A 13,781-nucleotide genomic window follows, 5' to 3' on the forward strand; every position below is an offset into this window, starting at 1 on the left:
CGCGCCCGCTGCCGCCGCCGCGGGCTCCCCGGCCACGGCACCCGCTTCACCGCCGTCGACTTCGACGCCCGCCGCCCCTGCCCAGTCGGCCACCGCCGAACCCGCGCAGCCGACCGGCGCCGCCGCGTCGGCGAAGGCTTATGCGCAGACATCGCAGCAGGTCCGCTACGGCGACGCCATTGCCTTCCGCACGCTGATCCCGTCGCCGCTGCTCGAGCAGCTCACCGCGAACGAATACGCGCAGATCGTGCAGGCGGCCGCCGACAGCAACCGCCTGCTGCCGGCGAACCAGCCGCGCGTGAAGCGCCTGCGCGCGATCGTCGCGAAGCTCGCGCCGTATTCGGTGAAATGGAACGACCGCGTGAAGAGCTGGGCGTGGGACGTCAACGCGATCCGCTCGCGCGACATTCGCCTGACCTGCCTGCCGGGCGGCAAGGTGCTCGTGTACGGCGGCCTGCTCGACCGCGTCCGCCTGAACGACGACGAGCTCGGCGTGCTGCTCGCGCACGGCATCGCACATGCGCTGCGCGAACATGCGCGCAGCAACTTCAGCGCGACCTCGCAGACGTCACTGCGCGCGGCCGCGCTGCCGCCGCTGTTCGGCGTCGGCGAGCCGCTGCCGCAGGCACTGAACCTCGGCGAGCGCCTGCAGTCGCTCCACTACGACCCGACCGACGAGACCGAAGCCGACGTGATCGGCGGCGACATCGCCGCCCGTGCGGGCTTCGATCCGCGCGCGGCGATCACGCTGTGGGACAAGCTCGCGGTTGCGACACGCGGGAACAAGGCGACGGGCTTCATCTACACGCACCCGTACAGCACCGCCCGCCGCCAGGACCTGCTGAACCGCCTGCCGGATCTCATGCCGCTGTACGCGAAGGCCGTGGGCAAGCACGTCGACACACTGCCCGACTACGCGGGCATCAGCGCGCAGCGTCGCAAGGTCGTGCGGCGCTGAGCGCCCCGTGCGGCCGATCGCGACGCCGCCCTACGCATCCACCTCTGCCGCGACCGGCCGGGCGCCGCTTTCGCGCATCCAGCGCACCTCGTCACCTGGGCTGCGGCCGAACAGCCGTTTGAACTCGCGGCTGAACTGCGATGCGCTCGCATAGCCGACACGCGCGGCCGCCGCACCGGCGCCGACCCCGTCCTGCACCATCATCAGCCGTGCCTGGTGCAGCCGCGCGGCCTTCACGTACTGCATCGGCGACGTCGCCGTCACGTGCTTGAACTGCGCATGGAACACCGCGAGGCTCATGCCGGCCTCGCGTGCGAGCGTCTCGACGTCGAGATCGGCCTTCAGGTCCGCATGGATGCGCCGCAACGCCTTCGCGATGCGGCCGAAGTGATGCTGCTGGACGAGCGCTGCACGGATCGCGTCGCCCTGCGCGCCCGTCAACACCCGATACGCGATCTCGCGCATGATCGTCGGGCCCAGCACGCGCGTGTCGTGCGGCGACGCGAGCGCTTCGAGCAGCCGCAGCACGGCATCCGCCAGCGGCGCATCGAGCGGCGTCGAATCAACGCCGAGCGGCTCGCTGACGGGCGCACCCAGCGTCTCGTCGAGCAGGATCGCGAGCTCGGCGATCACCGCGAGATCGACGCGGATCGAGATCGCGAGAAACGGCTCGTCCTGACTCGCGAAGGTCTCGCATTCGAACGGCAGCGGCACCGACAGCACGAGATACTGCTGCGCGTCGTACACGAACGAGCGCTCGCCGAGATAGCCGAGCTTGCGCCCCTGGCACACGACGACGATGCTCGGCTCGTACAACACCGGCATGCGCGGCACCGGACGGCTCACGCGGATGAAGCGCACGCCGTCGAGCGCCGCGAGCGTGTCGCCCTCGTTCGGCGCGAGGCGCGTATGCAGCTCGACCATGCGGCGCTGCACACGGTCGCCCGTATCGGCGAAAAGGGGCTCGAAGCTCATCTGCGTGGTCCTGTCCGGCAAGAGAATCTGGCTCGCAATTTAGCACCCTGGACGTGTTTTGACGGCTGTTTGCACGCAGTTAGAGAGGAATAGGCAAATCTTCCAGACCTTCGTGTATTTCACTGCGGCGCCGCGCTCCTTACGATGACGTCCTGCCTCGCCGCATCGCCACATGATGCGACGGCAGTCTGTTTCGCCGGATGCTTTCCGGACAAGGAGCCCATCGCATGAGCACTACCTATGCCTACGCAGCGACCGATTCGCGCTCGCCGCTCGCCCCGTTCGAATTCCAGCGTCGCGCACTGCGCGACCTCGACGTCCAGATCGACGTCCTCTACTGCGGCGTCTGCCACTCGGACCTGCACCAGGCCCGCAACGAATGGCGCAACACGATCTATCCGGTCGTGCCGGGCCATGAAATCGTCGGCCGCGTGACCGCGACCGGCCCGGAAGTGACGCGCTTCAAGGTCGGCGAACTGGTCGGCGTCGGCTGTCTCGTCGATTCGTGCCGCACCTGCGCGAGCTGCGAAGAAGGCCTCGAGCAATATTGCGAGAACGGCTTCGTCGGCACCTACAACGGCCAGGATCGCGTGACGGGCGACGTCACGTTCGGCGGCTATTCGACGCAGCTCGTCGTCGACGAGGCGTTCGTGCTGCGCGTGCCCGAGACGCTCGACCCGGCCGGCGCCGCGCCGCTGCTGTGCGCGGGGATCACGACCTACTCGCCGCTGCGGCAGTGGAACGTCGGCCCCGGCAAGAAGGTCGGCATCGTCGGGCTCGGCGGCCTCGGCCACATGGGCGTGAAGCTGGCGCGCGCGATGGGTGCGCACGTCGTGCTGTTCACCACGTCGCCGTCGAAGATCGAGGACGGCAAGCGGCTCGGCGCGCACGAAGTCGTGATCTCGAAGGACGAGGCGCAGATGAACGCGCACCTGAACAGCTTCGACTTCATCCTGAACACGGTCGCCGCGCAGCACGACCTGAACCCGTTCCTGCACCTGCTGAAGCGCGACGGCACGATGACGCTGGTCGGCGCGCCGGAGCACGACCATCCGTCGCCGCAGGTGTTCAACCTGATCTTCAAGCGCCGCCGCCTCGCCGGCTCGCTGATCGGCGGGATCGCGGAAACGCAGGAAATGCTCGACTTCTGCGCGGAGCACGGGATCACGTCGGATATCGAAACGATTCCGATGCAGCAGATCAACGCGGCCTACGAGCGGATGCTGAAGAGCGACGTGAAGTACCGGTTCGTGATCGACATGGCGTCGATCAAGCAGTAAGCGCCGAAGGCGATACGCACGATCGCCGCCCCAAACGAAACGGGCCGCATGTTCGACATGCGGCCCGTTTTTGCATCCGACTGCTGCACGCGTGGCGCAGCGCGGAACATCACTTCTTGTAGTCGTAGTCCACCGTCAGCGGCGCGTGGTCGCTGAACTTGATGTCCTTGAAGATCGACGTGCTTTTCGCGGTGCCGGCGATACCCGGCGTCGCGATCTGGTAATCGATCCGCCACCCGACGTTCTTCGCATACGCCTGGCCGCGGTTGCTCCACCACGTGTACTGCTCGGCGCGCGGGTCGAGCGTGCGGAACACGTCGACATAGCCGACATCGTCGAACAGCTTCGTGAGCCACTCGCGCTCTTCCGGCAGGCAGCCCGAGTTCTTCTGGTTGCTCTTCCAGTTCTTGATGTCGATTTCCTTGTGGACGATGTTCACGTCGCCGCACAGGATCACCTCGCGCTTCTTCTTCAGCTCGGCGAGATGCGGCATGAACTCGTCCATGAAGCGGTACTTCGCCTGCTGGCGTTCTTCGCCGCTCGAGCCGGACGGCACGTACACCGACACGACGGACAGCTTGCCGTAGCGCGCCTCGACGTAGCGCCCTTCGGCATCGAATTCGCTGCTGCCGAAGCCGATGATCACGTCATCGGGCTCGCGGCGGCTGTACACGCCCGCGCCGCTGTAGCCCTTCTTCTCGGCATGGTGAAAATAGCTCTTGAAGCCGTGCGGCTCGACGAATTCGGCCGGCAGGTCGTCGGCCGAGACCTTGATTTCCTGAACGCACACGCAATCGGCGTTCTGTTCGCCGAGCCACTCGAAGAAGCCCTTCTTCGCGGCGGAGCGGATGCCGTTCAGGTTGGCGGTAATCACTCGCATCATGTCGGATTCCGTTCAGTTCGATGTTTTTCAGGGGGCAGCTTAGCGGATCTTCACGCCTTCGAGCGCGGGCTTCGGCGGCGGGAATTCCAGCTTCATGTCGGTCATCGTGCGCAGCAGCAACTCGGCGATCATCACGTTGCGGTGCGTCTTCGAGTTCGCCGGGATCACGTACCACGGCGCATGCTCGGCGGACGTCGCGGCGAGCGCGTCACGGTAGGCGGACTGGTACGCGTCCCAGTGCTTGCGCGCGTCGAGATCGGAGATGTCGAACTTCCAGTGCTTGGCCGGATCGTCGATGCGCGCCTGCAGCCGCGCGCGCTGCTCGTCCTTCGAGATATGCAGGAAGCACTTGATGATCGTCGTGCCGTTCTCGACCAGCATCGTCTCGAAATCGCGGATCTGCCGGTAGCGGCGCTCGCATTCCTTCGTGTCGATCAGGTCGAGCACGCGCGGCACGAGCACGTCTTCATAGTGGCTGCGGTTGAAGATCGCGAGTTCGCCCGCGGCCGGCGCCTGCGCATGCACGCGCCACAGGAAGTCGTGCGCGGCCTCGATCGGCGTGGGCGCCTTGAACGACACGACGCGCAGGCCGAGCGGATCGACCTCGCGGAACACCGCGCGCACGGTGCCGTCCTTGCCGCTGGTGTCCATCCCCTGCAGCACGAGCAGCACGCGCTTCTTCTGCTGCGTGTGCAGGCGCTCCTGCTGCACGTCGAGCTCGGTCGACACGACCGACAGCCGTTCGCGGTCCGCTTCTTTCGATCCGGACGAAAACGGCTTCGCGGCCGGGTCGAACGCATCGAGCTTGAATGCGGCGGCTTCCTTCTCGCGCGTGCTGTAAGGCACGCGGAAATCGTCGAGCGACGGTTGTTTCGCCATTCGTTCCTCCGTTGGACGCTGTGGTGCATACGATAACGCATCCACCAAAACGCAACGGGCCGCCCCGATCCGGTTCGGGGCGGCCCGTCGTCAAGCGCGGTTCAGGCGCGCGCTCATGCTCAGCCGAGCTTCTTCTTCAGCAGTTCGTTGACCTGCTGCGGATTGGCCTTGCCCTTCGTCGCCTTCATCGCCTGGCCGATCAGCGCGTTGAACGCCTTTTCCTTGCCTGCGCGGAATTCCTCGACCGACTTCGCGTTCGCCGCGAGCACTTCGTCGATGATCGCTTCCAGCGCGCCGGTGTCGGAGATCTGCTTCAGCCCCTTCGCGTCGATGATGCGGTCGGCCGCCCCTTCGTCGGTCGCCTTCTCGTCCCAGATCGTCGCGAAGATTTCCTTCGCGATCTTGTTCGAGATCGTGCCGTCGGCGATGCGCTGCAGCACGAGCGCGAGCTGCGCGGCCGAGACCGGAATCGCGTCGATTTCGATGCCGTCTCGGTTCAGCTGCGACGACACGTCGCCCATCAGCCAGTTCGCGGCGATCTTCGCGTTCGCGGTGCCGGCCTTCGCGACCACGGCTTCGAAGTACGCGGCCATCGCCTTGCTCGACGTCAGCACGCCCGCGTCGTACGCGGACACGCCGTATTCGTCGGTGAAGCGCTGCTGCATCGCGGCAGGCAGCTCGGGCATCCCGGACTGCACGCGCTCGATCCAGTCCTGGCCGATCACGAGCGGCATCAGGTCGGGGTCGGGGAAGTAACGGTAGTCGTGCGCGTCTTCCTTGCTGCGCATCGAACGCGTCTCACGCTTGTCCGGATCGTAGAGGCGCGTTTCCTGCACGACTTCGCCGCCGTCCTCGATCAGCTCGATCTGGCGACGCACTTCGTAGTTGATCGCTTCCTCGAGGAACCGGAACGAGTTCAGGTTCTTGATTTCCGCACGCGTGCCGAACTTCTCCTGGCCGACCGGGCGCACCGACACGTTCGCATCGCAGCGGAACGAGCCTTCCTGCATGTTGCCGTCGCAGATGCCGAGCCACACGACGAGCCCGTGCAGCGCCTTCGCGTAGGCCACCGCCTCGGCCGCGCTGCGCATTTCCGGCTCGGTGACGATCTCGAGCAGCGGCGTGCCCGCGCGGTTCAGGTCGATCCCCGTCATCCCGGCGAAGTCTTCATGCAGCGACTTGCCGGCATCCTCCTCGAGATGCGCGCGGGTCAGGTTGACCGTCTTCTCGTACGCTTCCTTGCCGGCCTTTTCGTTGGCGGGCACCTGGATCGTGATCTGGCCGCCCTGCACGACCGGAATCTCGTACTGGCTGATCTGATAGCCCTTCGGCAGGTCGGGGTAGAAATAATTCTTGCGCGCGAAGATGCTGCGCGGCGCGATGGTCGAACCGATCGCGAGGCCGAAGCGGATCGCGCGTTCGACCGCGCCGCGGTTCAGCACCGGCAGCACACCCGGCAGCGCCAGGTCGACCGGGCAGGCCTGCGTGTTCGGCTCGGCGCCGAACTGCGTCGACGCGCCCGAGAAAATCTTCGAGACGGTCGACAGTTGCGCGTGCGTCTCGAGACCGATGACGACTTCCCATTGAGTAGCCATATGCTTACACCCCTGCCGGAACTTGCTTGTGCCAGTCGGTCGCGCGCTGGAACGCGTCGGCGACCTGCAGCATCCGGGCTTCGTTGAAATAGTTGCCGATGATCTGCAGGCCGACCGGGCGCTTCGCATTCGCGCCCGCGCCGAAGCCGCACGGCACGCTCATGCCGGGCAGGCCGGCGAGGCTCACCGACAGCGTGTAGATATCCGCGAGATACATCTGCACCGGATCGTCGCCCTTCGAGCCGAGATCCCATGCGACCGTCGGCGACGCCGGGCCCATGATCACGTCGCAGGACTTGAACGCTTCCTGGAAATCGTTCGCGATGATGCGGCGGATCTTCTGCGCCTGCAGGTAGTAGGCGTCGTAGTAGCCGTGCGACAGCACGTACGCGCCGACCAGAATCCGGCGCTTCACCTCGGGGCCGAAGCCTTCCGCGCGCGACTTCTTGTACATGTCGAGCAGGTCGCCGTACTGTGCGGCGCGGTGGCCGAAGCGCACGCCGTCGAAACGCGACAGGTTCGACGAGGCTTCAGCCGGCGCGATCACGTAGTACACGGGGATCGACAGTTCCGTCTTCGGCAGCGACACGGGCACGAGCGTCGCACCGAGCGCTTCGTATTGCTTCAGCGCCGCGTCGATCGTCGCGCGCACGTCGTCGGCGAGGCCGTCGCCGAAATACTCGTTCGGCAGGCCGATGCGCAGGCCCGCGAGCGGCTTGCCCGCATCGTTGCCGGCTGCCCACGGCTGGCCGAGGTGGCGCGTGAAATCTTCGTCGTCGCGCTCGAGGCTCGTCGAGTCGCGCTCGTCGAAGCCGGCCATCGCATTCAGCAGCAGCGCGCAGTCGGACGCGCTCTGCGCCATCGGGCCGCCCTGGTCGAGCGACGACGCGAACGCGATCATCCCGTAGCGCGACACGCGGCCGTAGGTCGGCTTGATGCCCGTCACGCCCGCGAACGACGCGGGCTGGCGGATCGAGCCGCCGGTATCGGTGCCGGTCGCGGCCGGCGCGAGACGCGCGGCCACCGCGGCCGAGCTGCCGCCCGAGCTGCCGCCCGGCACCGCGTTCGTGTCCCACGGGTTCTTCACCGCACCGAACGCCGAATTCTCGTTCGACGAGCCCATCGCGAACTCGTCCATGTTGGTCTTGCCGAGCGTGACCATGCCGGCCGCCTGCAGGCGGGCGACGACGGTCGCGTCGAACGGGCTCTCGTAGTTCGCGAGCATCTTCGAGCCGGCGGTCGAGTGCCAGCCGCGCGTGACGAAGACATCCTTGTGCGCGATCGGCAGGCCGGTGAGCGCGCCGCCCGCGCCGCGCGCGAGCTCGGCATCGGCGGCTTTCGCCTGCGCGAAGGTGAGATCGGCGTCGACGTGGACGAACGCGTTCAGGTCGCGCGCGGCTTCGATCCGTTTCAGGTAGAGCTGCGCGAGCTCGACGGCCGAGCATTCCTTGGCGGCGAGCGCGGCGCGCAGTTCGGTCAGGCTTTTTGCGTGCATTGAGTGGTTTTCCTGGGAATTCTGGGTGGCGCGCGGCGCAGAGGCGGCGCGCTTGTCATCGAATGCTTACTCGATCACCTTCGGCACGAGATAGAGGCCGTCCTGGACGGCCGGCGCCGGACGCTGGTTGTCGTCGCGATTGACGACTTCCGTCACGGCGTCGTCGCGCAGGCGCTGCGCGACTTCCTGGATCTGTTCGATCGGGTGGGCGAGCGGCGCGATGCCGGCGGTGTCGACCGCCTGCATCTGCTCGACGAGGCCGAAGAGTTCATTGAGCTGGCCGAGCATGTGCTCGGCGTCGGCGTCGGCCATTTCGAGTCGCGCCAGGTGCGCGATGCGTTTCACATCGGTCAGGGTCAGGGCCATGCGATCACCGGAAAAACAAGGCTGCGCAGCGCATCAAAAGCAGCACTGCGGCGGGGGGTTGGAGGGTGCGATCCCACCCTCAAAAATCGGGGCCGAAGCGGCAAAAATACCGCCCGTTTCGATTCAAATACCGTGAAATTATAAGGTATCATTACGCGTTCGACCCAAACCCGGCAGCCTTTTCCCGCACCGTTTCGCCCCGCTTCGGCAGGCCGTGCGTGCATCGTGCGATCCCCGGTAGACATCACTCGCAGCTTCGTGCGCCGCGGCGGCCGCTTCCGCCACGCTTCCCGAGGCTGTTATTTTTTCCGCTGCCGCCCTCAGCGCTCGCTATGCAGGGCCGGCCCAGAGCGAAACAGGATTCTGAATGTTCGGTTTTTTGCGCAGCTACTTCTCCAACGATCTCGCGATCGACCTCGGCACCGCAAACACCCTGATCTACATGCGCGGCAAGGGCATCGTGCTCGATGAGCCGTCCGTCGTGTCGATCCGCCAGGAAGGCGGCCCCAACGGCAAGAAGACCATCCAGGCAGTCGGTAAGGAAGCCAAGCAGATGCTCGGCAAGGTGCCGGGCAACATCGAGGCGATCCGCCCGATGAAGGACGGCGTGATCGCCGACTTCACCGTCACCGAGCAGATGATCAAGCAGTTCATCAAGACGGCCCACGAGTCGCGCATGTTCTCGCCGTCGCCGCGCATCATCATCTGCGTGCCGTGCGGCTCGACCCAGGTCGAGCGCCGCGCGATCAAGGAAGCCGCGCACGGCGCCGGCGCATCGCAGGTCTACCTGATCGAAGAGCCGATGGCCGCTGCGATCGGCGCGGGCCTGCCGGTGTCGGAAGCCACCGGCTCGATGGTCGTCGACATCGGCGGCGGCACGACGGAAGTCGGCGTGATCTCGCTCGGCGGCATCGTGTACAAGGGTTCGGTGCGCGTCGGCGGCGACAAGTTCGACGAGGCGATCGTCAACTACATCCGCCGCAACTACGGGATGCTGATCGGCGAACAGACCGCCGAGGCGATCAAGAAGGAAATCGGCTCCGCGTTCCCGGGCTCCGAAGTCAAGGAAATGGAAGTGAAGGGCCGCAACCTGTCGGAAGGCATTCCGCGCAGCTTCACGATCTCCAGCAACGAAATCCTCGAAGCGCTGACCGATCCGCTGAACCAGATCGTGTCGTCGGTGAAGATCGCGCTCGAACAGACGCCGCCGGAACTCGGCGCCGACATCGCCGAACGCGGGATGATGCTGACGGGCGGCGGCGCGCTGTTGCGCGACCTCGATCGCCTGCTGGCGGAAGAAACCGGCCTGCCGGTGCTCGTCGCGGAAGATCCGCTCACCTGCGTCGTGCGCGGTTCGGGCATGGCGCTCGAGCGCATGGACAAGCTGGGCAGCATCTTCTCGTACGAGTGATCGTCCAGGCAGTTCCCTGACATGACGCAACCGCGGCGTGGCCGGCTCGCTCGTTTAGAACGAACCGCCGCGCCGTTTGCGCGTCTGAGCATCATTTAACCGATCATTCGCGCCCGGCGCCGACCATGGAATACAGTCCGCCGCCCCTCTTCAAGCAAGGTCCGCCCGCGCTCGCGCGGCTCATCTTCTTCGTTGCCCTCGCCATCGCGCTCCTCGTCTCGGACGCGCGCTTCAGCACGCTCGAAATCGTCCGCGGCGTGCTCGGCACCGTGCTCTATCCGCTGCAGCGCGCCGCGCTCGTGCCGCGCGACCTGTTCATGGGCGCGGCCGACATCGCCGTCACCGGCGCTTCGCTGCGCCACGAGAACGACGACCTCCGCAAGCGCAACCTGCAGCTGTCCACGCAAGCCAACCAGGCCGCCGTGCTCACGCAGGAGAACGCGCACCTGCGCGCAGTGCTCGAGCTGCGCCAGCACATCGCGACGCAATCGACGCCGGCCGAGATCCAGTACGACACGAGCGATCCGTTCACGCAGAAGATCGTGATCGGCCAGGGTTCGCAGCAGGGTATCCAGCACGGCGCGCCCGTCGTCAGCGAGAACGGCGTGATCGGCCAGGTCACGCGCGTGTTCCCGCTGCAGTCCGAAGTCACGCTGGTCACCGACCGCGATCTCGCGATTCCCGTGCAGGTGCTGCGCACCGGCCTGCGCAGCGTGATCTACGGCACGCCGAAGGGCGATTCGCTCGATTTGCGCTTCGTGCCGACCAGCGCGGATCTCGTCGTCGGCGACGAGCTCGTCACGAGCGGCCTCGACGGCGTCTATCCGCCCGGCCTGCCGGTCGCGAAGGTCGTGCGCGTCGACAAGCTCGCCGATACGGCGTTCGCACGCGTGACCTGCGCGCCGGTCGCCGCCGTGCGCGGCGCGCGCCAGATGCTCGTGCTGCATTATCAGAACGACATCCCGCCGCGCCCGGCCGAGCCCGATCCGGCCGCCGACAAGAACGCGAAGGGCAAGAAAGGCGCGAAAGCCGCCGCGAAGGGCGAGAAGGCCGCCGCGAAGGGCGAGAAGGCCGACAAGGCTGACGCGAATGCGAAGCCGGCCGCCGCGGCCCAGCCCGGCGCGAAGCCCGCGCCTGCGGCACCGGCCGCTCCGGCCAAGCCCGCCGCCACGCCCGCGAAGCCCGCGGCCGGGCAATCAGGAGCCCAGCGATGAATCGCCCGCAATACATCCTGCAGCCGGTCAATCCGTACTTCATCGTCTTCAGCCTCGCCGCCGCGTTCCTGCTGAACCTGATGCCGTGGGGCCGCCTGCCCGGCGTGCCCGACTTCGTCGCGCTCGTGCTGCTGTTCTGGAACATCCACCAGCCGCGCAAGGTCGGGATGGGCGTCGCGTTCGCGCTCGGCATCCTGATGGACGTGCATGACGCAGGGCTGCTCGGCGAGCATGCGCTCGCCTATACGCTGCTGTCGTACGGCGCGATCACGATCCACCGCCGCGTGCTGTGGATGCCGATCGGCGTGCAGGTGCTGTACGTCACGCCGCTCCTGGTCGTCGCGCAGCTCGTCCCGTTCGTGATCCGCCTCGTGATGGGCGCCGCGTTTCCGGGCTGGCGCTACCTGGTCGACGGCTTCGTCGAAGCCGCGCTGTGGCCGATCGCGAGCCACCTGCTGCTGATGCCGCAACGCCGCCCGGTCGATCCGGACGATACGCGCCCCATCTGAGCCAGGGGCCCGCCTTGAATACCTGCCGCCTCCACGCCCGCCGCGCGCCGCGTTCCGGGGCGGCACCTCGCCCGCACCCGCACGCCGTGCGCGGGCCAGATAGACCCTTAGCCGCATGACCGAATTCAACGACACCCAACAGCAGCTCTCGAAGTTCCGCCTGCGCGTCGCGGCGGCGGGCGTGTTCGTGTTCGTCTGCTTCGGGCTGCTCGCAAGCCGCTTCTTCTACCTGCAGCTGATGCAGCACGGCAAATACGCGCTGCAGGCCGAGGAAAACCGTATCTCCGTTGCGCCGATCGTGCCGAACCGCGGGATCATCACCGACCGCAACGGCGTGATCCTCGCGAAGAACTATTCGGCCTATACGCTCGAGATCACGCCGTCGAAGCTCGACGACACGCTCGACAACACGATCGACAAGCTGTCCGAGATCATCCCGATCGACGCGCGCGACCGCCGCCGCTTCAAGAAGCTGCAGGAAGACTCGAAGAACTTCGAGAGCCTGCCGATCCGCACCCGCCTCACCGACGCCGAAGTCGCGCGCTTCACCGCGCAGCGCTTCCGCTTCCCCGGCGTCGACGTGCGCGCACGGCTGTTCCGGCAATATCCGCTCGGCACGACGGCCGCGCACGTGATCGGCTACATCGGCCGGATCTCGAAGCGCGACCAGGATCGCATCGACGCGATGAGCGACGACAACGACAGCGATCAGGAAAACTACGATCCGCGCCGCGACGCGAACAACTACAAGGGCACCGACTACATCGGCAAGATCGGCGTCGAGCAGAGCTACGAAACCGAGCTGCACGGGCTGACGGGCTTCGAGGAAGTCGAGGTGACGGCCGGCGGCCGGCCGGTGCGCACGCTGTCGCGCACGCAGGCGACGCCCGGCAACAATCTCGTGCTGTCGCTCGACATCGGGCTGCAGCAGGTGGCCGAGCAGGCGTTCGCCGGCAAGCGCGGCGCGCTGGTCGCGATCGAGCCGAAGACGGGCGACGTGCTCGCGTTCGTGTCGTCGCCGAGCTTCGACCCGAACTCGTTCGTCGACGGCATCGACCAGCAGACCTGGGACGAGCTGAACAACTCGACCGACAAGCCGCTCTTGAACCGCCCGCTGCACGGCACCTACCCGCCCGGCTCGACGTACAAGCCGTTCATGGCGCTCGCCGGCCTGACGCTCGGCAAGCGCACGCCGGGCTGGGGCTTCCAGGATCCCGGCTACTTCACGTTCGGCGGCCACACGTTCCGCAACGACGTGCGCTCGGGCCAGGGCTGGGTCGACATGAACAAGGCGATCATGGTGTCGAACGACACCTACTTTTACATGCTCGCGCGCGACCTCGGCGTGAACTCGATCGCGAACTTCATGAAGCCGTTCGGCTTCGGCCAGATCACCGGGATCGACATCCAGGGCGAGGCGCGCGGGATCCTGCCGTCGACCGACTGGAAGAAGAAGGCGTTCAAGAAGGCCGCGCAGCAGAAGTGGTTCGACGGCGAGACGATCAGCCTCGGGATCGGCCAGGGCTACAACTCGTTCACGATCCTGCAGCTCGCGCACGCGACCGCGACGCTCGCGAACAACGGCGTCGTGATGAAGCCTCACCTCGTGAAGGAAGTCGAGGATCCGATCACGCGCGGGCGCCGCCTGACCGTGCCGAAGGAAAGCGAAACGATCCCGCTCAAGCAGGCCGACATCGACGTCGTGAAGCGCGGGATGGAGAACGTGATCGAGAACCCGTCCGGCACCGCGTACAAGGTGTTCCGCGGCGCGCCGTACCTCGCCGCCGGCAAGACCGGTACCGCGCAGGTGTTCTCGCTGCAAGGCTCCAACTACAAGGGCCACCTGCTCGCCGAGCACCTGCGGGACCACGCGCTGTTCATCGCGTACGCGCCGGTCGACCATCCGCAGATCGCCGTCGCGCTGGTCGTCGAGAACGGCGGCTGGGGTGCGCAGGCCGCCGGCCCGATCGCGCGCCGCGTGCTCGACTTCTACCTCGTCGACCGCCAGAACCCGCAGAACGAGGCGGCGGCCGTGGCTGCCGCGGCGTCGGCGACCGAACCCATCAACGCACCGGTGATCGGCGACGCGAACAAGCCTGCCGCCGTCGCGGCCGGCTTCACCGCGCTGCCGCAGCCAGTCGTGCCGAGCGCGGCCAGCGCAGCGGAAGCAGCATCGGCCGCGGCGGCCTCCGAAGCATCGGCTGCCGCCGCCGCGA

The 13,781-nt window shown here is 66.8% G+C and carries 12 protein-coding genes; 6 read left to right on the top strand and 6 right to left on the bottom strand.

The genetic code is table 11. The annotated features are described in order from the left end of the window. Window positions 1-958, top strand: a 958-nt coding sequence (locus tag F3J15_RS34730; protein WP_166896924.1) for a M48 family metallopeptidase, incomplete at its 5' end; no start/stop codon positions are given. A gap of 30 nt (window positions 959-988) precedes the next feature. Here F3J15_RS34730 and F3J15_RS34735 read toward each other — a convergent pair. Continuing rightward, window positions 989-1,933, bottom strand: coding sequence for an AraC family transcriptional regulator (locus F3J15_RS34735; protein WP_166896926.1), 945 nt, complete (start codon window positions 1,931-1,933; stop codon window positions 989-991). A gap of 227 nt (window positions 1,934-2,160) precedes the next feature. Here F3J15_RS34735 and F3J15_RS34740 point away from each other — a divergent pair, with 227 nt between their 5' ends. After that, window positions 2,161-3,213 carry an NAD(P)-dependent alcohol dehydrogenase gene (locus F3J15_RS34740; RefSeq protein WP_166896928.1) on the top strand — a complete coding sequence of 351 codons (1,053 nt, stop codon included), beginning with the start codon at window positions 2,161-2,163 and terminating at the stop codon, window positions 3,211-3,213. A gap of 109 nt (window positions 3,214-3,322) precedes the next feature. Here F3J15_RS34740 and F3J15_RS34745 read toward each other — a convergent pair whose 3' ends face one another. The 5 genes from F3J15_RS34745 to gatC all read right to left on the bottom strand — a co-directional run bounded on the left by F3J15_RS34745 (window position 3,323) and on the right by gatC (window position 8,431). Continuing rightward, complete coding sequence (locus F3J15_RS34745) at window positions 3,323-4,096, bottom strand: exodeoxyribonuclease III (RefSeq protein ID WP_166896930.1); 774 nt, start codon at window positions 4,094-4,096, stop codon at window positions 3,323-3,325. 39 nt (window positions 4,097-4,135) lie between these two features. Beyond that, window positions 4,136-4,975 (bottom strand): polyphosphate kinase 2 family protein, encoded by an 840-nt coding sequence (locus tag F3J15_RS34750; protein ID WP_089484679.1) that lies wholly within the window; start codon window positions 4,973-4,975, stop codon window positions 4,136-4,138. A gap of 119 nt (window positions 4,976-5,094) precedes the next feature. Further along, a complete protein-coding gene (gene gatB, locus F3J15_RS34755) occupies window positions 5,095-6,570 on the bottom strand; it encodes an Asp-tRNA(Asn)/Glu-tRNA(Gln) amidotransferase subunit GatB (RefSeq protein ID WP_166896932.1) in 1,476 nt (491 codons plus the stop codon). A 4-nt stretch (window positions 6,571-6,574) separates the two neighbouring features. Then, a complete protein-coding gene (gatA, locus tag F3J15_RS34760) occupies window positions 6,575-8,065 on the bottom strand; it encodes an Asp-tRNA(Asn)/Glu-tRNA(Gln) amidotransferase subunit GatA (protein ID WP_166896934.1) in 1,491 nt (496 codons plus the stop codon). Window positions 8,066-8,131: 66 nt separating this feature from the next. Further along, entirely contained in the window at window positions 8,132-8,431 is a 300-nt protein-coding gene (gene gatC / locus F3J15_RS34765) for an Asp-tRNA(Asn)/Glu-tRNA(Gln) amidotransferase subunit GatC (protein ID WP_039353798.1), read from the bottom strand. 367 nt (window positions 8,432-8,798) lie between these two features. Between gatC and F3J15_RS34770 the strand changes: the two genes are divergently transcribed. The 4 genes from F3J15_RS34770 to mrdA all read left to right on the top strand — a co-directional run. Further along, a complete protein-coding gene (locus tag F3J15_RS34770; RefSeq protein ID WP_004189550.1) occupies window positions 8,799-9,842 on the top strand; it encodes a rod shape-determining protein in 1,044 nt (347 codons plus the stop codon). Between the two features lie 125 nt (window positions 9,843-9,967). Next, window positions 9,968-11,056 (top strand): rod shape-determining protein MreC, encoded by a 1,089-nt coding sequence (mreC, locus tag F3J15_RS34775; RefSeq protein ID WP_166896936.1) that lies wholly within the window; start codon window positions 9,968-9,970, stop codon window positions 11,054-11,056. Next, window positions 11,053-11,565 (top strand): rod shape-determining protein MreD, encoded by a 513-nt coding sequence (mreD, locus tag F3J15_RS34780; protein ID WP_009687274.1) that lies wholly within the window; start codon window positions 11,053-11,055, stop codon window positions 11,563-11,565. The genes mreC and mreD overlap by 4 nt, the downstream gene beginning before the upstream one ends. Window positions 11,566-11,680: 115 nt before the next feature. Further along, on the top strand, window positions 11,681-13,781 hold a 2,101-nt coding region (gene mrdA, locus F3J15_RS34785), incomplete at its 3' end, for a penicillin-binding protein 2 (protein ID WP_166896938.1).

The sequence above is a fragment of the Burkholderia sp. Ap-955 genome, assembly GCF_011753045.1.
In the GTDB taxonomy this organism is placed as follows: Bacteria; Pseudomonadota; Gammaproteobacteria; order Burkholderiales; family Burkholderiaceae; genus Burkholderia; species Burkholderia lata_D.